Origin of the sequence: Paenibacillus durus ATCC 35681, assembly GCF_000993825.1 — a bacterium.
GTDB classification, from domain to species: domain Bacteria; phylum Bacillota; class Bacilli; order Paenibacillales; family Paenibacillaceae; genus Paenibacillus_AQ; species Paenibacillus_AQ durus_B.
In genome coordinates this window covers 4,883,374-4,903,405 of the sequence record NZ_CP011114.1, presented here as the reverse complement: position 1 = coordinate 4,903,405, position 20,032 = coordinate 4,883,374, and the positions used below count along the sequence as shown (strand labels likewise).

Below are 20,032 nucleotides of genomic sequence, written 5' to 3'. Positions count from 1 at the left end.
GTTATTAGAAAATCAAAGCAATAGATATTGTTTAAAAGGCTCACACCATTCTTTACTATGGTAAAGTGGTAGTAAAGTAAAGCATTTCTAATATCGTACCATGACAGGTTATTTTTCGTCAATTACAGCCTTTAAATCGACTATTGTGCCCTTATTATAGTTTCCATTATATCTTTTTTTCGACCGACTCATCTATTTAAAAAAAGAATACCAGTAATCGCTTACAAATTCCTCTTTACAAATTTTTGCCTCGGGCGTATGATACAAACAGAAGTTGTATACCAGTATACTTGAATTAATGAAAACGGTTAAAGGGGTGATTAGAGATGAAATTGGGTCTAATAGGACTCGGCAAGATGGGCTACAACCTGACTTTGAATCTGTTGAACCATGGTCATGAGGTTATCGTAAGCGATCTCAATCCGGATCCTGTCCGCCAGCTTGAAGGGCTTGGAGCCATCGCGGCCCCCGGCATAGCCGAACTTACCGCACAGCTTCCTCGCCCGCGCATCCTATGGGTAATGGTTCCCGCAGGGGCACCTGTCGACGGCGTTGTGAATACTCTTTCCGGTCTGCTGGATGAAGGAGACATTGTCATCGAAGGAGGTAACTCCCATTACAAGGATTCCATTGCCAGAGCTGAGAAGCTGGGCGAGTCCGGCATTCACTTTTTCGACGCAGGAACTTCAGGCGGAACCGAGGGCGCGGCCCATGGCGCCTGCTTCATGATCGGAGGCAATCCCGAGATATTCGGCACCATCGAACCGCTATTCCGTGACCTTGCCGTGGAGAATGGATATTTGTACGCCGGTCCAAGCGGCAGCGGCCACTTTTTAAAAATGATCCATAATGGCATTGAGTACGGGATGATGCAGGCGATCGCCGAAGGCTTTGAGCTTCTGGAGAAGAGCCCCTTCGACTTTAACTATGAGGATGTTGCCCGGGTATGGTCGAATGGTTCGGTTATTCGAGGCTGGTTGATGGAGCTTACCGAAAGCGCTTTTTCCAAAGATCCGAAGCTTTCCGGCATTCGCGGAGTCATGCAGAGCTCCGGTGAGGGCAAATGGACGGTGCAGACGGCGCTTGACCTTGAGGCCAGCACGCCGGTAATCGCGCTTTCCCTGCTGATGCGCTATCGATCACTTGAGGAGAATACGTTCCACGGCAAAGTAGTCGCCGCTCTGCGAAATGAATTTGGCGGCCATGCCGTTGTAAAAGAGGAGTAACGTTCTCCCTGAGGCTGGAGCATAACCCAAGTACTGCATTTCATACATAGAACCCGGATGCGCATGTGTGCTATTATCGTAAATAACGAATATTGGCATACAGCAAAATCGTCCACAGAGGAGTCGTGTGAAATGCAGTATCCTACCGCCTGGCTGCAGGGTGTCTCGCTTGGAGAGTCTATCGCCTGCCGGCTGAGGCTTCAAATTATAAATGAACAACTTAAAGCTGGAGAGGTTCTCTCGGAGAACCGGATCGCCGAAGAATTCGGAACCAGCCGTTCCCCAGTCCGGGAAGCGCTTAAATCTTTGGCCGCCGAGGGATTGATCCGATTGGAACGGATGGGCGCCGTAATTGTCGGTTTGAATCTTGAGAATGTAAAAGAGTTATACGACGTACGCTATCTTATCGAGAGCTTTGCCCAGCAGCGGCTTGCGGGAAGCCCCCAGGATGCGCTGATACAGCAGCTTGAGCAGACGATTGACCGGATGAAGCTGGCCGTCAAATATAACGACTACGTGGAATTTGCCTATCAGGATTTTTCTTTTCACGAGGCGATTATCCTTCAGGCCCGACATACCCGGATTCTTCATTTATGGAACAGCATCCGCCAGATCGTTATGACCGTCATCCTGGTGACAACCGAGCAGGGCTTCGCCGAAGGCGAGGAGCGAATGAATTGGGTCGCAGACAAACACCGAAGCATCGTTGAAGGACTGCGGTCGCAGAATGCGGAAACGATCCGCCAGGTGGTTCAGAACTATTTTGCCGATTCAATGCTGACGCTCGGGCACGCTCTTCCATAACCTTAAAAAATCATCAGCCGAACTCTGTCTAATGTACGCTTTTTCTTGTCGACAAGTATACCAATGAGTAAAACTGCTTGTTGAAAACGCTCTATAGTAAAATAATAGAAAATATCTGATGCCACTCCACAACCTTGGCATCCACTACTTAAAGGGGGATTATCATGAACAGTTTGTTCGGACTTAGCCATAATGCGACGCTGCTGGTATGGACACTGCTCGTTATTGTATTTCTGGTTGCACTGATTGCCAAATACAAATGGAATCCGTTCGTCACCCTGCTTCTTTCCGCGCTGGCTCTGGGTCTGCTTGCCGGTATGGAATATCAGAAACTGATCAAATCAATTACCGGCGGTCTCGGCGGCACCCTTGGCACAATCGCGATCGTCATTGGCCTTGGGACCATGCTTGGGAAAATGATGGCCGAATCCGGCGGCGCCGAGCGCATCGCCACTACGCTTGTGGACCGGTTCGGAGAAAAACGGGTTCACTGGGCCATGATGCTCGTCGGCTTTGTCGTCGGGATTCCCGTATTCTTTGAAGTTGGCCTTATCCTGCTTATTCCGGTCGTGTTCATGGTCGCCCGCAAAACCAAAATGTCGCTGCTGCAAATTGGAATTCCGGTACTCGCCGGTCTGTCCACAGTTCATGGACTTGTGCCGCCGCATCCCGCGCCGATGATTGCCATTGACGCTTACGGCGCAAATTTGGGCAAAACGATCCTGTATGCCATAATCGTCGGCCTGCCAACCGCTGTGATCGCCGGACCGCTGTTCGGCAAATTTATCGGTAAACGCATTCAGGTGCAGCCGCCAACGGAGTTGGCCGAACAGTTTGCCACCAAAAGCGTGAAGACTCTCCCAAACTTTGGAATTACCCTCTTGACAATCCTGATGCCCGTTATTCTGATGCTGATCGGCTCCATTGCCGACATTCTTGATCCGGAAGCGGTAAATGTATTTACGCCATTCGCCAAATTTATCGGGCATGAAGTCATTGCCCTACTGATCTCGGCTGTCTTCTCCTTCTTCTCGCTCGGCTTTGCCCGCGGCTTCAAGAAAGAAGATATCTCCCGCTTCACAAGCGAATGTCTCGCGCCGACCGCTTCAATCATCCTGATTATCGGCGGAGGCGGAGCATTCAAGCAAGTGCTGATCGACAGCGGCGTCGGCGGAGCCATCGCTTCGCTTGCAACGCAGACCCATGTGAACCTGATCTTCTTCGGCTGGCTTGTCGCCGCGTTGATCCGCGTCGCTACCGGCTCCGCAACCGTGGCGATGACGACGGCGGCCGGAATCGTCGCCCCGGTTCTTGCTGTAAGCTCCGGCGCCCCTATCGAGCTTGTCGTTCTGGCGACCGGCGCCGGATCGCTCATCCTCTCGCATGTTAATGACGCCGGCTTCTGGATGATTAAGGAATTCTTCGGCATGTCCGTCGTTCAGACTTTGAAAAGCTGGACGGTTATGGAAACCCTCTTGTCTGTCGTTGCGCTCATCTTCATCTTGATTTTGAGCGTCTTTATATAATTCAATATAAGGAAAGCACTTACCCGAAGTCTTTGCGAAGGCGTCGCCCTGATTCTTCTTTAGAGGCGGAGAATCAGTCCGGCCCCTTCGCATCATTTTTGGAAAGAAGGTCTGAGTTATGAGTACTCAATATATGATTGGTGTCGATATGGGGACAACGAGCACCAAGTCTGTGCTGTTCACAGAGAACGGGACCATCGTAACCAAGGCGGATCACGGATATCCGCTATATACCCCCTCGCCGTCCATTGCCGAGCAGGACCCCGAGGAAATCTTTCGATCCGTTATGTACACCCTTTCGGCTGTTATGCGGCAGAGCGGGGTGGAGGCCAAGGATATCCTGTTCGTCTCGTTCAGTTCCGCCATGCACAGCGTCATTGCCGTTGACAAGGACGGCCATCCGCTGACGAAATGCATTACATGGGCCGACAATCGCAGCGCCGAGCAGACGCTGCGATTGAAGAATGAGCTTGGCGGACATGAGCTTTATCTGCGCACAGGCACGCCGATTCACCCCATGTCCCCGATCACGAAGCTGATGTGGATGCGCGAGGAGCAGCCCGAGCTGTTCGAAAAAGCGCATAAATTCATCTCGATCAAGGAATATATCTTCTTTAAGCTATTCGGGGATTATATCGTGGACCACTCCATCGCCTCTTCCACCGGCATGATGAATCTGGAGCGGCTCGAATGGGATAAGGAGGCGCTGAATATTGCCGGGATTGATGAAAGCCGCCTGTCCCGCCTTGTACCGACGACCTATGCCGCCTGCGGACTGCTGCCGGAAGCTTCCAAAGAAATCGGGCTCTTGCCGGATACCCCCTTTATCGTCGGCGCCAGCGACGGCGTTCTCTCCAATCTCGGTGTAGGCGCCATTGAGCCGGGCGTCGTGGCTGCCACCATCGGCACGAGCGGAGCGATCCGCACAGTAGCCGATCGACCGGTAGTCGATCCGAAAGGACGGATCTTCTGTTACGCCTTGACCGAGAAGCACTGGGTTATCGGCGGTCCTGTCAACAATGGCGGCATGCTTTTCCGCTGGGTTAGGGACGAATTTGCCGCATCTGAGGTGGAGACGGCCAAGCGGCTTGGCATCGATCCTTATGATGTGCTCACCCGGATTGCCGAACATGTGCCGGCCGGAAGCGAAGGCCTGCTGTTCCATCCTTATCTGACCGGGGAGCGCGCTCCGCTCTGGAACGCCGATGCCAGAGGCTCCTTCTTCGGACTCACCATGAACCACCGCAAGGAGCATATGATCCGCTCCGTGCTGGAAGGCGTCATCTTTAATCTGTATACCGTTATGCTGGCGGTGGAAGAGCAAATGGGGCGCCCGCAGCGGATTATGGCGACCGGTGGTTTTGCCCGCTCCGCCTTGTGGCGGCAGATGATGGCCGATATTTTCGACCAGGAGGTTGTCGTTCCAGAGAGCTTTGAGAGCTCCTGCCTGGGCGCAGTCGTACTCGGTCTGTACGCGATCGGACGAATCGATTCCCTGAGCGCCGTATTTGGCATGATCGGCACAACCCATCGCCATCTGCCGAATAAAGCCGACTCAGGCGTATACAAGCAATTGCTGCCTATTTTCATCTCGCTGTTCCGCAGTCTGGAAAGCAACTATGCGGCGATTGCCAAATTCCAACGCGAGCAGGCCAGGGAATAAGCTCTATATCAATAAAATCCGGTCGTCTACATTAGGGGCATCTACTAAATACCCAAAAAGGGGCGTTCAAGTCACCCATCGTGACCATGAACGCCCCTTCTTTTTTTCTATTCAATCCATCGCTCCATACTCCTGCCGCAGATTCTGCGGTGGCTGCCTCATTGGACGCTTCGGGCCCGAGCCGAATAGAATCCATGCGTACTTGATGTACCGGAAAGCTATCGCCACAATAACCCAGGAAAGAAGCAGCGCGGCAAGCCAGCCGCCGGCAATCGCCAGCGCATAGGCAAGATAGCCGCCGTGGAAGTCGATCTTCCGGTATAAATAGAGAACAGCCGGATGAACCAGGTAAATGCCGAACGAGAAAGCACCAACTGAGCTGAGCAGTCTAGACCAGAGCCTTAGTCCCGTACCATATAACAAAAAGGAAATCTGGAAGACCACCAGACAGGACAGCAGCGCGTGAGCATTCAACGTTCCTTCGAACCAGAAACTGTTGATCACTGTTTTTTGCGTATAATTGCTGTTCCACAGCTCCACGTGAGCGATGCCTGCGGCGACCCAAAGCACCCACAGCAGCGCCCACAGCAGCCACTTGCCTGACCGCAATCCTTCACGTGACGGAACGAGCCACGGCTTCAGCGAAGAATAAAAGACCGCGATCGCCGCCCCGAGCAGAAAATACGAGAAATAGGTAATCACCAGACTTCCTTTGGACACGTGCCAGTAGCCGTGATTGACCATGTACTTGTTGAGCACCACGAACCCCCACTGAAGCGCAAGCCCGATAAGCGGCGCCCAGGCCGCCAACCGGCGGCTTTTTTGCAGGCACCACAGCAGCAAAGGAAACAGCACATAGAACTGGATAATGATAACAACGTAGTACAAATGCGTATAAGCGGTACCGGTCAGCAAATATTTAGCCATCTTGACTGCCATTTCCTGAGGGGCCATGCTCCACTGATTGCCCGCATACAGCTTAAGCACAAAATAAAACAGCGAGAATACGACATAAGGCACGATAATATAGAGCAGTCTTCTGCCGTAGAATTTACCCAGTGTCTTTCCGGTCAGCGGCCGGTCGATATAATTGTAGAACAGCACAAAGCCGCTTAAAAACACAAAGGAAGGCACGGCGAACTGGCTGAACTTATTGATGAACAAAAACGGGTGAAAAAGCGGTGTATTCAGTGTTTCCGCAAGCGTTCGCGAAGTTGCGTGGATCGCCAGTACGGCAAGGATGGAGATTGCCCGAAAAATATCCAACTGCGGAATGCGTTCTTTTTGTTCCATATTCTCCTCCTGTAACTCCTCCCGCCAATACAAGACAATTTTCCTTCGATTCCTCTTTCACCAGCTAGCGCGGTTCTTGTTGCTGCTCCTCTGCCGTCTCCGGACAGCGGCTTCCCTTTAGTTCCCGCAGCGGATTTCCGCCGACAAACATTCCCGCCGCCACATCCTTATGCACGACCGAGCCTGCGGCCACAACTGCTCCGTCTCCGATGGTTACGCCAGGAAGAATCGTCGTATTGGCCCCAATCATCACGTTCTCGCCGATAACAACCTCACCCAGACGATACTCTTTGATTAGATATTCATGCGCCAAAATGGTCGTATTGTAACCAATAATCGAATTTTCACCTACGGTAATCAGTTCCGGAAAAAACACATCCACCATCGCCATCAGCCCGAAGGCTGTATGCTTGCCTACTTTCATTCCGAGTACACGCCGGTAGATCCAGTTCTTAAGCGGAAGAATCGGACAATAGCGGGCAATCTGGATAAAAATAAAATTTCGGATACCCTTCCACGGGCTGACCGTCCGGTAAATGGACCATAGTGAATTATGCCCCTCCACCGGATAGCTGGTCACCTTTCTGCTCACGGTTTTGCTGTTCCCCCGCCTATAATCTCATACAGGTCCGTCATATCCTGAAGAATATAATCCGGCCCATATTTGCGGAGGGTATCCTCACCTTTCAGCGACCATGCCACCCCGGCTGCCAGCACACCCGCAGCTTTGGCTGACTGAATATCAACTCCGCTGTCGCCAACCATCAGCGTCTTCTCCGGGTCTACGCCCAGATTGCGAACCGCGGTCAGCACCGGCTCCGGGTCGGGCTTGAGCTTAGTTACATCGTTTAGCGTTACAACCGTATCCATGTATTGCTGCAAATCGAACATCTCCAGCGCGCGGATCGTCGTAGGCCGGATTTTGGTCGTTACAACCCCAAGCTTGATCTCCCGGCGGCGCAGCTCTTCCAGCGTTTCATTCACTTTTGGAAAAGACTGAATCAATTCGTCATGATGCTCGAGCTGGTAGTGGCGGTAGGACGTCTCCAGAGCCGAGATATCTTCGAGATTGGTGAACGCCTTCAGCTGGTCCGGGAGACTGGTTCCCATATGGGGAATCATCTGCTCCCGGGTAATCGCAGGCTGCGCATGCTGCTGCAGTGCGTACATGAACGAGCTGATAATCAGCTCATTCGTATTGACAATTGTCCCGTCCAAATCAAATAGAACACATTCAATCATAAAGTGACTACTCCTTTTTATCTTCCTCCAACGGCGGATGGTTTGGATCAGATGGGGGAACGGAGGCGTTCTGCTCCGAGGTGCCCGGTTGTTCCGCTGCTACAGGATCGGCTGCATGTGTCTTGGAGGACACAATCGGGTCGGAATAATGGTCCTTAGCCGCTCCTGTTGTCCGGCGGATAATAATAAGCAGAACCGCAGCAATGATAATTAGCAGCGACAGCAGCTGGGAAACGCGGATATTCCCGTAATTCGGGTCGAGGTAGCCCTGCTCGAAGCCGAGTCCCTTCATCGGGCTCCATAAACCGTTCATGAACGAGGCAAGACCGCTGCTGCCTTTGAATGCAAGACTATCCGTCCGCAGCCCTTCAATAAAGAAACGTCCGATGGAATACCAAATGAAATACGACAGAAATAATTCTCCGGCGCGCATAAACCGCTGTCTGCGAAGCACTATAAGCAGTACAATGCCGACCAGGCTCCACAGCGATTCATACAAAAAGGTTGGATGATGATACGCCAAATCCTTCTCTATGTACATCTGATTCACAATAAAATCCGGCAGATGCAGATTGCTCCGCAGAAAGGTCTCTTGAACAGGGCCGCCATAAGCCTCCTGGTTCACAAAGTTGCCCCAACGCCCGATCATTTGCCCTGCCAGCAATGCAGGAGCGCAGATATCGGCAATACGCCAGAAAGAATAGCCTTTGTAGCGGAAATAAATGATACCGCAAATAATGGCACCGATTAGCGCACCGTAGATAGCGATACCACCGTTCCATATTTTGAAGACATCCAGAAGATTATTTCTGTATTCATCCCACTTAAAAGCTACAAAATAAATACGCGCGCCGATAATCGCCGAAGGAACTCCAAGCAGCAGCATATCCATAAAAAATTCTTGCGGTATGCCGAATCGTTTGCCTTCGCGGATTGCAAGATATAACCCCGCTAAAGCGCCGAATCCAAGAATCAGGCCATACCAGTGAACTCTTAAAGCGCCGATTGAAAAGGCAATCGGATCTAAAGCCAACGGAAACATACTCTCTTCCTCCTAGTCCAGATCATCCATGTCTTCGGATATAGTAGCCGTAAGCTTGTGGGTGAATTGCAGCGCCGCATTGAAGCCCATCTGCTTCAGTCGGTAATTCATCGCCGCCACTTCGATAATAACAGCAAGGTTCCTGCCTGGGCGAACCGGAATGGTTACCAGCGGAACATCGGTGTCGATAATACGCGTCGTTTCCTCGTCCAGTCCAAGCCGGTCATATTGTTTATCCTGCTGCCATGCTTCCAATCGGACGACAAGCGTAATCCGCTTGTGATTGCGAATCGCTCCGGCGCCGAACAGCGTCATAACATTAATAATGCCGACCCCGCGGATTTCCAGCAGGTGCCGAATCAGTTCCGGTGCGGTCCCGTGCAGTTGGTTGTCCGAGGTCTGCCGGATTTCCACCGCATCGTCGGCAATCAACCGATGTCCGCGCTTAACCAGTTCCAGGGCCGTCTCGCTCTTGCCGATGCCGCTACTGCCGGTAATCAGCATACCGACGCCATATACGTCGCACAGAACCCCGTGAATGGTCGCTGTAGGAGCCAGTCTCCCTTCCAAAAAGCTGGTCAAACGGCTGGAAAAAATCGTCGTCGCCATCGAGCTGCGCAATACGGGCAGTCCTTTTTCATTACTGACGTCAATCAGCTCTTGAGGAACATCCAGACTGCGTGTGATCACAATGCAGGGCGTCTGGTCGTCAAAAATGCGGCGAATTCGGCTGATCCGTTCCTCGGCAGGAAGCATTGAGAAGAAGGCCAGCTCCGTTTTGCCCAGCAGTTGTACCCGGTCTTCAGGATAATATTCGAAATATCCGGCCATTTCGAGGCCGGGGCGGTTTAGGTCATCGACCGTAATCACCCTTTTCAGACCTTCTTGTCCGGAAATGACTTCCAGTTGGAAATGTTGTACCAATTCCGATACTTTTACCTTCTTGGCCATATTTGTTTCTTCCTTTCATCGCCTGCGGTACATTCCCGCTTGTCCTGCTTCCCTTAACCGGCAGCGTCTGTATAATCTTCCTACCGGCAGGTAATTCTCCTGCTATCTTAAAGGATAACGGAGTTGATTGCAATCATTATGCCGGGGAAGGCGGCTCTAGAGGCGCTGTCTTTTTGCCAAAAATATCGAGACCGTGAACACTCTGCAATAATTGGGGCCGTGAAGTTTCCGAATCTTGACTTCATCAAAAAAGCCGCCCGAAAGGGCGGCCTCTCAAAGAACCTGAAGCTGGCTCTTATCCCAGCAGAATGTTCAGTTCCGATTGTTTGTCAAACATATGCACTTTGTTCATGTCGATAGCCAGTTTAGCCTTGCTGCCTTCACGTGTCGTTGAACGTCCGTCCACGCGGGCGATAACAGAATCTTTGCCTACACCGCTTAGGTACAGCAGCATTTCATGACCGAGGTTTTCGGTTACGTCCACCAGACCGGTAAAGATGGTGTTCGGCGAAGCTTCCAGAAATACCGGCTCTTCGTGAATGTCTTCCGGACGAATGCCCAAGATGATTTCCTTGCCAATGTAACCTTTGCTGCGGAGCAACTGAGCTTTGCCCCCTGGAACTTCGACATCCAGATTCTCCGCGAGGAAACGAATAGTACCGTTAACTTCGGACAAAGTACCCGAAATAAAATTCATTGTCGGGGAGCCGATAAATCCGGCCACGAACAGGTTCTCCGGATTATTGTACAATTCTTCAGGTGAAGCGGCTTGTTGGATGATGCCAGCTTGCATAACGACAATCCGGTCGCCCATCGTCATAGCCTCAGTTTGGTCATGCGTTACGTAGATGCAAGTCGTTTCAAGACGTTTAACCAGCTTCGTGATTTCGGCGCGCATTTGTCCGCGCAGCTTGGCGTCAAGGTTGGAAAGAGGTTCGTCCATCAGGAACACTTGAGGATCACGGACGATTGCGCGACCCAGTGCGACACGTTGACGCTGACCGCCAGAAAGCGCCTTCGGTTTGCGTTCCAGCAGATGTTCAATATCGAGAATTTTGGCAGCTTCGCGCACTTTTCTGTCGATCTCGTCTTTTTTCACCTTGCGCAGCTTTAGACCGAACGCCATGTTCTGGTATACACTCATATGAGGGTACAGGGCGTAGGATTGGAATACCATCGCGATGTCGCGGTCTTTAGGAGCCACGTCGTTAACGACACGGTCGCCGATAAACAGCTTGCCTTCGGAGATTTCCTCCAGTCCTGCAATCATCCGCAAAGTCGTGGATTTACCGCAGCCAGAAGGTCCGACCAATACAAGAAACTCTTTATCTTTAATATCAAGATTAACATCGATTACCGTTGCTTTATCGGAACCCGGGTATTTTTTGAAAATATGCTCTAAACGTACGCCTGCCATTTGAATTTCCCCCTCGGATTAGTAATAGAGTTCGGAAATAATTCCTGTCACTATCTTACCCCAGACCACCCGAACTGGCTATTTGTAACGTTCACAAAAAACCTATTTCCTTTTCGTCACTTTATACAATAGCATGGTGAGCTTCATAATCGCCGCATCTCCAAAACTCCGTACATCCGCACCCGTCTCCTGTTTGATCTTATCTAAACGATAGAGCAGAGTGTTACGGTGAATGTATAATTTCTTCGCGGTTTCACTGACATTGCAATCCATCTGAAAAAAAGTTTCCAGTGTCAGCAGCATCTCCTTCTCGGCCAGCACGGCCGTATAGTCCCCAAACTGTCCAAGCAGTTGCCGGCGCCGCCCGTCGGGAATGCTGTTGACCAGCCGCTCCAATTGAAGCCCCCAAGGCAAATGAATATACTCCCCCACCTGAAAAATACGCCCCAGGCTGATCGTCTCCCTCAGCAGCGCGATCGCTCCCGCCAAGCCTTTGACTGGAATGATTGAGGAGGACACGCTTACATGAAATACTCCGACCCACTCCGAGGCGATCAATTCGTGAAGCCCCATACAGGCCTGTGCCAATAGCTCCTCGTCATCACTCTCCTCAAGCTCTTCCTTGTCTTCCGTGCCGGTTAGCAGCTCTTTACGGATCAGGATCAGCCATTCCTTTTCCTGCAAAGGGATAAGCAGTGCCGAACTATCGAAATAACTGCGTATCAATTTCAACAGCGACCGGTATGCGATCTCGGAACCATGTGTACTTTCGCTGACCAGCAGGAAAGGAATCATGTCGGTAAACAGGCGGCTCTTTAAAGCAATATCATCGGGAATTTCGCCGGCGTCATCATCCAGCTCAAGCTGTGTATTCAACCATACGCTAAGCTGCCGTGCTTCCGTTTCTCCTTCTTCCTTGAAGCCCGAAGCCTTCAGCGCGGCGGCGTAGTTCTCAGCGGCGAACTGGGCCAGCTGCAGCTCTACCGAGGAAAGCCCCTCCTTCTCAATCCAAAGGGCAGTGACTCTCCCTTCACTTTCATATAGGGGAACCCAGAGACTTCCCTCATATACTACCGACCGCTCTTGCGCCTCCTGTCCAGCACCAAAAAGGGAAGCCGACTGCTGCCTCCCAAATTGCTTGATTCCTGTCTTATTACCGGTGAGCTGCTCTAATTTTTGCCGCAACGTTTCAGTGTCCATTGTCAACTTACTCCACCACTTTGCTCTTTTCGCCTATTCTATCATATTTACCGCTCTCCGAAAAAAAGTGCTTTTTTTGCAACTTTCGATAATCTCAAATAGCAAAAAAACCATCACCCTAAAGTGATGGTTAGCTTGGATGAGCCATGAAGGACTCGAACCTTCGACACCCTGATTAAAAGTCAGGTGCTCTACCAACTGAGCTAATGGCTCAAATACTGGTGGAGGCTGATGGATTCGAACCACCGAACTCGTAAGAGAACAGATTTACAGTCTGCTGCGTTTGGCCACTTCGCTAAGCCTCCATGAAAGTGGCTCGGGACGGAATCGAACCGCCGACACGAGGATTTTCAGTCCTCTGCTCTACCGACTGAGCTACCGAGCCATAAGTTGACATAAAAATGGCGGAACCGACGGGATTCGAACCCGCGATCTCCTGCGTGACAGGCAGGCATGTTAGGCCTCTACACCACGGTTCCGCGTTTGTGACAATGGTGCCGGCGAGAGGACTTGAACCCCCAACCTACTGATTACAAGTCAGTTGCTCTACCAATTGAGCTACACCGGCAAGATGTCATATGTCATTATTAAATTGTCAAATGGTGGAGGCTGAGGGGATCGAACCCCCGACCCTCTGCTTGTAAGGCAGATGCTCTCCCAGCTGAGCTAAGCCTCCGTATGTATGGTAGCGGCGGAGGGGATCGAACCCCCGACCTCACGGGTATGAACCGTACGCTCTAGCCAGCTGAGCTACGCCGCCATACTAATATTAATGAATTTGAAATAATGGCGGAGAGAGAGGGATTCGAACCCTCGCACCGCTTACGCAGTCTAACCCCTTAGCAGAGGGTCCCCTTATAGCCACTTGGGTATCTCTCCAAACAAATCCTAACGTTTCTTACTTACTGAATCGTTAAAGATGGGTCTTCAAATTCATTCAGGCTTGATCGCCTGAAAACTGGATCGAAACGAAACATTGCGTTGTTTTGGATAAGCCCTCGACCGATTAGTATTGGTCAGCTCCACACGTTGCCGTGCTTCCACCTCCAACCTATCTACCTCGTCGTCTTCAAGGGGTCTTACATATTGGGAAATCTCATCTTGAGGGGGGCTTCACGCTTAGATGCTTTCAGCGCTTATCCCGTCCGTACGTAGCTACCCAGCCATGCTCCTGGCGGAACAACTGGTGCACCAGCGGTACGTCCATCCCGGTCCTCTCGTACTAAGGACAGCTCCTCTCAAATTTCCTACGCCCACGACAGATAGGGACCGAACTGTCTCACGACGTTCTGAACCCAGCTCGCGTACCGCTTTAATGGGCGAACAGCCCAACCCTTGGGACCTACTTCAGCCCCAGGATGCGATGAGCCGACATCGAGGTGCCAAACCTCCCCGTCGATGTGGACTCTTGGGGGAGATAAGCCTGTTATCCCCAGGGTAGCTTTTATCCGTTGAGCGATGGCCCTTCCATGCGGTACCACCGGATCACTAAGCCCGACTTTCGTCCCTGCTCGACTTGTAGGTCTCGCAGTCAAGCTCCCTTCTGCCTTTGCACTCTTCGAATGATTTCCAACCATTCTGAGGGAACCTTGGGACGCCTCCGTTACTCTTTAGGAGGCGACCGCCCCAGTCAAACTGCCCGCCTGACACGGTCCCCGTACCCGCTTAGGGTACCAGGTTAGAACCTAGATACGATCAGGGTGGTATCCCAACGGCGCCTCCACCGAAGCTGGCGCTCCGGCTTCCAAGGCTCCCACCTATCCTGTACAGATCGTACCCAAGTTCAATATCAAGCTGCAGTAAAGCTCCATGGGGTCTTTCCGTCTTGTCGCGGGTAACCTGCATCTTCACAGGTATTAAAATTTCACCGGATCTCTCGTTGAGACAGCGCCCAAGTCGTTACGCCATTCGTGCGGGTCAGAATTTACCTGACAAGGAATTTCGCTACCTTAGGACCGTTATAGTTACGGCCGCCGTTTACTGGGGCTTCGGTTCACAGCTTCGGGTTACCCCTAACCGCTCCCCTTAACCTTCCAGCACCGGGCAGGCGTCAGCCCGTATACTTCGCCTTGCGGCTTCGCACAGACCTGTGTTTTTGCTAAACAGTCGCTTGGGCCTTTTCACTGCGGCCCCCTCGGGCTATTCACCCTACCGAGGCACCCCTTCTCCCGAAGTTACGGGGTCATTTTGCCGAGTTCCTTAACGAGAGTTCTTCCGCGCGCCTTAGAATTCTCTTCTCGCCTACCTGTGTCGGTTTGCGGTACGGGCACCTTCTCCTGGCTAGAGGCTTTTCTTGGCAGTGTGAGATCATGACCTTCGCTACTGCAATTTTCGCTCCCCATCACAGCCTGGCCTTGCGATGCGCGGATTTGCCTACGCATCAGCCTCACTGCTTGGACGGACATCCATCAGTCCGCGTCACTACCCTCCTGCGTCCCCCCATTGCTCATAACGGATTACGGTGGTACAGGAATATCAACCTGTTGTCCTTCGACTACGCCTGTCGGCCTCGCCTTAGGTCCCGACTGACCCTGAGCGGACGAGCCTTCCTCAGGAAACCTTGGGCTTTCGGCGGATCAGATTCTCACTGATCTTTTCGTTACTCATACCGGCATTCTCACTTGTATGCAGTCCAGCTGTCCTCACGATCAACCTTCAACCTACATACAACGCTCCCCTACCCCTGATGCAAGCATCAAGCCATAGCTTCGGTGGTGTGTTTAGCCCCGTTACATTTTCGGCGCAGAGTCACTCGACCAGTGAGCTATTACGCACTCTTTCAATGGTGGCTGCTTCTAAGCCAACATCCTGGTTGTCTGTGCAACTCCACATCCTTTCCCACTTAACACACACTTGGGGACCTTAGCTGATGGTCTGGGCTGTTTCCCTTTTGACAATGGATCTTAGCACTCACTGTCTGACTCCCGGCGACAAGTAGATGGCATTCGGAGTTTGACTGAGCTTGGTAACCCTTGCGGGCCCCGCACCCAATCAGTGCTCTACCTCCATTACTCTCATTCACCGAGGCTAGCCCTAAAGCTATTTCGGGGAGAACCAGCTATCTCCGAGTTCGATTGGAATTTCTCCGCTACCCCCACCTCATCCCCGAACTTTTCAACGTTCGTGGGTTCGGGCCTCCAGTGCGTGTTACCGCACCTTCACCCTGGACAGGGGTAGATCACCCGGTTTCGGGTCTACGCCCACGTACTTAAGCGCCCTATTCAGACTCGCTTTCGCTGCGGCTCCGGCTCCTCGCCTTAACCTTGCACGTTAAACGTAACTCGCCGGTTCATTCTACAAAAGGCACGCCATCACCCCTAAAATGGGCTCTGACTTCTTGTAAGCACACGGTTTCAGGCACTGTTTCACTCCCCTTCCGGGGTGCTTTTCACCTTTCCCTCACGGTACTGTTTCACTATCGGTCGCCAGGGAGTATTTAGCCTTGGCAGATGGTCCTGCCGGATTCATACGGGGTTTCACGTGCCCCGCACTACTCGGGATCCGTCTTGGAGGGAATCGAATTTCAATTACAGGGCTGTTACCTTCTCTGGCGGGCCTTTCCAGACCTCTTCGTTTACCCTATTCCTTTGTAACTCCATGTAAGACGTCCCACAACCCCGAAGAGCAAGCTCTTCGGTTTAGGCTGTTCCGCGTTCGCTCGCCGCTACTGACGGAATCACTCTTGTTTTCTCTTCCTCAGGGTACTTAGATGTTTCAGTTCCCCTGGTCTGCCTCTATCCACCCTATGTATTCAGATGGAAGTGACTGTGCATTACCACAGCCGGGTTTCCCCATTCGGACACCCCCGGATCAACGCTTGCTTACAGCTCCCCGAGGCCTTTTCGTTGTTCGCCACGTCCTTCGTCGGCTCCTGGCGCCTAGGCATCCTCCGTGTGCTCTTAGTAGCTTAACCAACTAAGCACTCTTACTTCACTTGATCAATCGCTTGACACAAGTTTCAGCTAAAAGATGTTCTAAAACGCAATTTTCGTTTCGGTATCCAGTTTTCAAGGATCAAGGTTCTTGCATGTTATGGTGGAGCCAAGGAGGATCGAACTCCTGACCTCCTGCTTGCAAGGCAGGCGCTCTCCCAGCTGAGCTATGGCCCCATAAAAGGGAATTCAATTATTAAGTGGTGGGCCTTAGTGGACTCGAACCACCGACCTCACCCTTATCAGGGGTGCGCTCTAACCAGCTGAGCTAAAGGCCCTTAGTCTTGCATATACTCTTACGGAAAACCCATAAGATTGCGCTTGGCAGCGTCCTACTCTCCCAGGACCCTTCGGTCCAAGTACCATCGGCGCTGGAGGGCTTAACGGTCGTGTTCGGGATGGGTACGCGTGGAACCCCTCCGCCATCGCCACCAAACGCTTGAAAGAGGTTTGCTCTCTCAAAACTGAGCAACGAGTGAGTGTTGCCGGAAGTCAAGCTTCCGTATTTGAATGTTTCCGCTACGGGAAACGATTCTCCATAGAAAGGAGGTGATCCAGCCGCACCTTCCGATACGGCTACCTTGTTACGACTTCACCCCAATCATCTACCCCACCTTCGGCGGCTGGCTCCCTTACGGGTTACCCCACCGACTTCGGGTGTTGTAAACTCTCGTGGTGTGACGGGCGGTGTGTACAAGACCCGGGAACGTATTCACCGCGGCATGCTGATCCGCGATTACTAGCAATTCCGACTTCATGCAGGCGAGTTGCAGCCTGCAATCCGAACTGAGACCGGCTTTATAAGATTGGCTCCGCCTCGCGGCTTCGCTTCCCGTTGTACCGGCCATTGTAGTACGTGTGTAGCCCAGGTCATAAGGGGCATGATGATTTGACGTCATCCCCACCTTCCTCCGGTTTGTCACCGGCAGTCACTCTAGAGTGCCCAGCACCACCTGCTGGCAACTAAAGTCAAGGGTTGCGCTCGTTGCGGGACTTAACCCAACATCTCACGACACGAGCTGACGACAACCATGCACCACCTGTCTCCTCTGTCCCGAAGGCCTACGCTATCTCTAACGTATTCAGAGGGATGTCAAGACCTGGTAAGGTTCTTCGCGTTGCTTCGAATTAAACCACATACTCCACTGCTTGTGCGGGTCCCCGTCAATTCCTTTGAGTTTCAGTCTTGCGACCGTACTCCCCAGGCGGAGTGCTTACTGTGTTAACTTCGGCACCAAGGGTATCGAAACCCCTAACACCTAGCACTCATCGTTTACGGCGTGGACTACCAGGGTATCTAATCCTGTTTGCTCCCCACGCTTTCGCGCCTCAGCGTCAGTTACAGCCCAGAAAGTCGCCTTCGCCACTGGTGTTCCTCCACATCTCTACGCATTTCACCGCTACACGTGGAATTCCACTTTCCTCTTCTGCACTCAAGCTGTCCAGTTTCCAGTGCGACCACAGGTTGAGCCCATGGTTTAAACACCAGACTTAAACAGCCGCCTGCGCGCGCTTTACGCCCAATAATTCCGGACAACGCTTGCCCCCTACGTATTACCGCGGCTGCTGGCACGTAGTTAGCCGGGGCTTTCTTCTCAGGTACCGTCACTTCTCTAGCAGTTACTCTAGAGAACGTTCTTCCCTGGCAACAGAGCTTTACGATCCGAAAACCTTCATCACTCACGCGGCGTTGCTCCGTCAGGCTTTCGCCCATTGCGGAAGATTCCCTACTGCTGCCTCCCGTAGGAGTCTGGGCCGTGTCTCAGTCCCAGTGTGGCCGTTCACCCTCTCAGGTCGGCTACGCATCGTCGCCTTGGTGAGCCGTTACCCCACCAACTAGCTAATGCGCCGCAGGCCCATCCCTCGGTGACAGATTGCTCCGCCTTTCAGCCTCCTAGCAGGAGCTAAGAGGAATTATCCGGTATTAGCTACCGTTTCCGGTAGTTATCCCAGTCCAAGGGGCAGGTTGCCTACGTGTTACTCACCCGTCCGCCGCTAAGTTGATCAAGAGCAAGCTCTCTCACAACTCCGCTCGACTTGCATGTATTAGGCACGCCGCCAGCGTTCGTCCTGAGCCAGGATCAAACTCTCCAATAAAGTATTGAAAGAGCGATTCGCTCATTTTGAAACATCTGACGAGAATTTCTTCTCTTCATTTTGGAACTCGCCAAGCGAATTCCCACTCACTCGTTGTTCAGTTTTCAAAGATCAAAGTCTCTTTCAGTTCATCACCGCGTCTCTTGCAGCGACCTTTATAATATATCACAGTCTAGTTGTTATCGTCAAGCACTTTTTTTAATTTCTTTTTCAAAGCGTTTTTCGATAACCTGCTGTTCCATATGTTGTCCGAAGAGCCGAATATTAATGTATCACATAACGCGAATCCGCGTCAACTACCCAAATAAGGTAATTTTTAAACCCACAAGCATGACCACTCCTGGAAGACCTAGAACGGATACGGTTCCTATCGTCACCGGGTTCAGCGGAATGTACACCGTTCCCGCCAATTGAGTGAAATCGACGATGTACAGCCCCACTGCGGCCAGAATCAGGTGGGAGCCGAAAAGGCCCAGCCACCCCCAGCCCAATCTTTTTTTAAAAACGACTGCGATCAGTAGAACTGCGGAGAGTATCAGTATGATTGCCGCTATTGTTCTCATTGCCGCTGCCTCCTCATCTTCGAACGCTTCTTATAACTGATTGCTCTTTAGTCCAATTCTTTTGGCATGCTTCAGGTGAATTTGATATTTTCGCTCTGCGGCCTCCAAAATATAAATAGCATAATCAATCTGGTCCTGACCGACTGCTTCGTCAAACATCAGATGAGCTCTTTCCCATTCTATTTGAGCCTTCCTCACATCAGTAAACACATCCCAACTTTCATCTTGATCCTCCCCCGGTCCGTTATCGTCCTTCCGAAGCCACCCGCTCCACCAGCCCATCTTCATTCCTCCTTTGTAATGAATTGTCTATGACGGATAAAGTTGATTGCCGTACATTCTCATTCATATCGAAACAAGGACAAACTTAGAACCAGGAAGTGATACGTTCTCATTGACGGATACGGATTTCTTAAAAATTCCATAAAAAAAGAAGCCCTTAACGGACTTCTGTCTCTAAATACGGCTATGGCATTAAAAAAGCTCGCGCCGGCCCTCCAGCGCCTTGGACAAGGTGACCTCATCGGCATATTCGAGATCGCCGCCAACAGGCAAACCATGAGCGATTCTTGTTACTTTAACTTCAAAAGGACGGACAAGCCGGGAAATATACATCGCCGTCGCTTCTCCCTCAATATTGGGATTTGTAGCCAGAATAAGTTCCTGCACTCTTTCATCACTGAGCCTTGTAAGCAGTTCTTTTAACCGGATATCGTCGGGTCCGACGCCCTCCATTGGGGAGATAGCGCCCTGCAGCACATGATAATACCCATTGAATTCTTTGGTCCGCTCCATGGCGACAAGATCCTTGGAATCCTGTACCACGCAAATGACCGAGACGTCGCGCGTTTTGTCCTGGCAAATCCGGCACGGGTCGGTATCGGTAATATTGCAGCAGACCGAGCAATAGTGAAGATTGCGTTTTACGCTGACAAGCGCTTTGGCAAAATCAATCGTCTCGTCTTCTTTCATGTTCAGCACATGAAACGCAAGCCGCGCGGCCGTCTTGGGGCCGATTCCCGGCAAACGCGTAAAAGCATCGATCAGCTTGGCAAGCGGTTCGGGGTAATACATCC

At 51.7% G+C, this 20,032-nt stretch carries 14 protein-coding genes, 10 tRNA genes and 3 rRNA genes; 4 read left to right on the top strand and 23 right to left on the bottom strand.

From position 1 onward, the window contains the following. The first annotated feature begins 326 nt into the window (after positions 1–326). The 4 genes from gnd to gntK all read left to right on the top strand — a co-directional run bounded on the left by gnd (position 327) and on the right by gntK (position 5,219). Positions 327–1,226, top strand: a complete 900-nt coding sequence (gnd, locus tag VK70_RS22930; RefSeq protein ID WP_025694506.1) for a phosphogluconate dehydrogenase (NAD(+)-dependent, decarboxylating) — start codon at positions 327–329, stop codon at positions 1,224–1,226. A gap of 132 nt (positions 1,227–1,358) precedes the next feature. After that, positions 1,359–2,030: a GntR family transcriptional regulator gene (locus VK70_RS22925; protein WP_025694505.1), complete on the top strand. Its 672-nt coding sequence runs from the start codon at positions 1,359–1,361 to the stop codon at positions 2,028–2,030. Positions 2,031–2,194: 164 nt separating this feature from the next. Then, positions 2,195–3,556, top strand: coding sequence for a GntT/GntP/DsdX family permease (locus tag VK70_RS22920; protein ID WP_025694504.1), 1,362 nt, complete (start codon positions 2,195–2,197; stop codon positions 3,554–3,556). A gap of 118 nt (positions 3,557–3,674) precedes the next feature. Next, on the top strand, positions 3,675–5,219 hold the full coding sequence (gntK, locus tag VK70_RS22915) for a gluconokinase (protein WP_046723792.1): 1,545 nt from the start codon (positions 3,675–3,677) through the stop codon (positions 5,217–5,219). Between the two features lie 111 nt (positions 5,220–5,330). Here the strand turns inward: gntK and VK70_RS22910 are convergent, their stop codons facing one another. From VK70_RS22910 to recR, 23 genes are all read right to left on the bottom strand, one after another. Then, positions 5,331–6,512 carry an acyltransferase gene (locus VK70_RS22910; RefSeq protein ID WP_025696527.1) on the bottom strand — a complete coding sequence of 394 codons (1,182 nt, stop codon included), beginning with the start codon at positions 6,510–6,512 and terminating at the stop codon, positions 5,331–5,333. A 64-nt stretch (positions 6,513–6,576) separates the two neighbouring features. Beyond that, complete coding sequence (locus VK70_RS22905; protein ID WP_025696529.1) at positions 6,577–7,104, bottom strand: acyltransferase; 528 nt, start codon at positions 7,102–7,104, stop codon at positions 6,577–6,579. Next, positions 7,101–7,754 carry a pyrophosphatase PpaX gene (ppaX, locus tag VK70_RS22900; RefSeq protein WP_025696531.1) on the bottom strand — a complete coding sequence of 218 codons (654 nt, stop codon included), beginning with the start codon at positions 7,752–7,754 and terminating at the stop codon, positions 7,101–7,103. The genes VK70_RS22905 and ppaX overlap by 4 nt, the downstream gene beginning before the upstream one ends. A gap of 7 nt (positions 7,755–7,761) precedes the next feature. Beyond that, positions 7,762–8,796, bottom strand: a complete 1,035-nt coding sequence (gene lgt, locus VK70_RS22895; protein ID WP_025696532.1) for a prolipoprotein diacylglyceryl transferase — start codon at positions 8,794–8,796, stop codon at positions 7,762–7,764. 12 nt (positions 8,797–8,808) lie between these two features. Continuing rightward, entirely contained in the window at positions 8,809–9,747 is a 939-nt protein-coding gene (hprK, locus tag VK70_RS22890) for an HPr(Ser) kinase/phosphatase (RefSeq protein ID WP_025696534.1), read from the bottom strand. A gap of 295 nt (positions 9,748–10,042) precedes the next feature. Next, positions 10,043–11,164: an ABC transporter ATP-binding protein gene (locus VK70_RS22885; RefSeq protein ID WP_025689011.1), complete on the bottom strand. Its 1,122-nt coding sequence runs from the start codon at positions 11,162–11,164 to the stop codon at positions 10,043–10,045. A 102-nt stretch (positions 11,165–11,266) separates the two neighbouring features. After that, complete coding sequence (locus VK70_RS22880; RefSeq protein WP_025696537.1) at positions 11,267–12,364, bottom strand: PucR family transcriptional regulator; 1,098 nt, start codon at positions 12,362–12,364, stop codon at positions 11,267–11,269. Between the two features lie 140 nt (positions 12,365–12,504). Further along, positions 12,505–12,577, bottom strand: a tRNA-Lys gene (locus tag VK70_RS22875). A 6-nt stretch (positions 12,578–12,583) separates the two neighbouring features. Then, positions 12,584–12,669, bottom strand: a tRNA-Tyr gene (locus VK70_RS22870). 7 nt (positions 12,670–12,676) lie between these two features. Then, positions 12,677–12,749, bottom strand: a tRNA-Phe gene (locus VK70_RS22865). Positions 12,750–12,766: 17 nt separating this feature from the next. After that, positions 12,767–12,843 (bottom strand) — tRNA-Asp (locus tag VK70_RS22860). Positions 12,844–12,856: 13 nt separating this feature from the next. After that, positions 12,857–12,932: transfer RNA gene (locus VK70_RS22855), tRNA-Thr, on the bottom strand. A 32-nt stretch (positions 12,933–12,964) separates the two neighbouring features. Continuing rightward, positions 12,965–13,040, bottom strand: a tRNA-Val gene (locus VK70_RS22850). Between the two features lie 7 nt (positions 13,041–13,047). Next, positions 13,048–13,124 (bottom strand) — tRNA-Met (locus tag VK70_RS22845). Positions 13,125–13,151: 27 nt separating this feature from the next. Beyond that, positions 13,152–13,243, bottom strand: a tRNA-Ser gene (locus VK70_RS22840). A gap of 107 nt (positions 13,244–13,350) precedes the next feature. Further along, positions 13,351–16,277 (bottom strand): 23S ribosomal RNA (locus VK70_RS22835). A gap of 120 nt (positions 16,278–16,397) precedes the next feature. Next, a tRNA-Ala gene (locus VK70_RS22830) sits at positions 16,398–16,473 on the bottom strand. A 24-nt stretch (positions 16,474–16,497) separates the two neighbouring features. Beyond that, positions 16,498–16,574: transfer RNA gene (locus VK70_RS22825), tRNA-Ile, on the bottom strand. A 41-nt stretch (positions 16,575–16,615) separates the two neighbouring features. Beyond that, positions 16,616–16,732 (bottom strand): 5S ribosomal RNA (rrf, locus tag VK70_RS22820). Between the two features lie 106 nt (positions 16,733–16,838). After that, positions 16,839–18,393, bottom strand: a 16S ribosomal RNA gene (locus VK70_RS22815). Together the 16S, 23S and 5S rRNA genes with 10 tRNA genes alongside form the textbook arrangement of a ribosomal RNA operon. A gap of 296 nt (positions 18,394–18,689) precedes the next feature. After that, complete coding sequence (locus tag VK70_RS22810) at positions 18,690–18,956, bottom strand: pro-sigmaK processing inhibitor BofA family protein (protein WP_025698828.1); 267 nt, start codon at positions 18,954–18,956, stop codon at positions 18,690–18,692. 30 nt (positions 18,957–18,986) lie between these two features. Further along, a complete protein-coding gene (locus tag VK70_RS22805; RefSeq protein ID WP_036642307.1) occupies positions 18,987–19,244 on the bottom strand; it encodes a DUF2508 family protein in 258 nt (85 codons plus the stop codon). Between the two features lie 186 nt (positions 19,245–19,430). Then, positions 19,431–20,030 carry a recombination mediator RecR gene (gene recR / locus VK70_RS22800; protein WP_025698826.1) on the bottom strand — a complete coding sequence of 200 codons (600 nt, stop codon included), beginning with the start codon at positions 20,028–20,030 and terminating at the stop codon, positions 19,431–19,433. Positions 20,031–20,032 lie beyond the last annotated feature (2 nt).

Excerpts from the sequence above, each read along its gene's own strand:
- VK70_RS22885 (WP_025689011.1), bottom strand. The coding sequence starts at position 11,164 with ATGGCAGGCGTACGTTTAGAGCATATTTTCAAAAAATACCCGGGTTCC.
- VK70_RS22910 (WP_025696527.1), bottom strand. The coding sequence starts at position 6,512 with ATGGAACAAAAAGAACGCATTCCGCAGTTGGATATTTTTCGGGCAATC.
- VK70_RS22925 (WP_025694505.1), top strand. The coding sequence starts at position 1,359 with ATGCAGTATCCTACCGCCTGGCTGCAGGGTGTCTCGCTTGGAGAGTCT.
- recR (WP_025698826.1), bottom strand. The coding sequence starts at position 20,030 with ATGTATTACCCCGAACCGCTTGCCAAGCTGATCGATGCTTTTACGCGT.
- ppaX (WP_025696531.1), bottom strand. The coding sequence starts at position 7,754 with ATGATTGAATGTGTTCTATTTGATTTGGACGGGACAATTGTCAATACG.
- VK70_RS22810 (WP_025698828.1), bottom strand. The coding sequence starts at position 18,956 with ATGAGAACAATAGCGGCAATCATACTGATACTCTCCGCAGTTCTACTG.
- gnd (WP_025694506.1), top strand. The coding sequence starts at position 327 with ATGAAATTGGGTCTAATAGGACTCGGCAAGATGGGCTACAACCTGACT.
- VK70_RS22920 (WP_025694504.1), top strand. The coding sequence starts at position 2,195 with ATGAACAGTTTGTTCGGACTTAGCCATAATGCGACGCTGCTGGTATGG.
- VK70_RS22880 (WP_025696537.1), bottom strand. The coding sequence starts at position 12,364 with ATGGACACTGAAACGTTGCGGCAAAAATTAGAGCAGCTCACCGGTAAT.
- hprK (WP_025696534.1), bottom strand. The coding sequence starts at position 9,747 with ATGGCCAAGAAGGTAAAAGTATCGGAATTGGTACAACATTTCCAACTG.
- VK70_RS22805 (WP_036642307.1), bottom strand. The coding sequence starts at position 19,244 with ATGAAGATGGGCTGGTGGAGCGGGTGGCTTCGGAAGGACGATAACGGA.
- gntK (WP_046723792.1), top strand. The coding sequence starts at position 3,675 with ATGAGTACTCAATATATGATTGGTGTCGATATGGGGACAACGAGCACC.
- lgt (WP_025696532.1), bottom strand. The coding sequence starts at position 8,796 with ATGTTTCCGTTGGCTTTAGATCCGATTGCCTTTTCAATCGGCGCTTTA.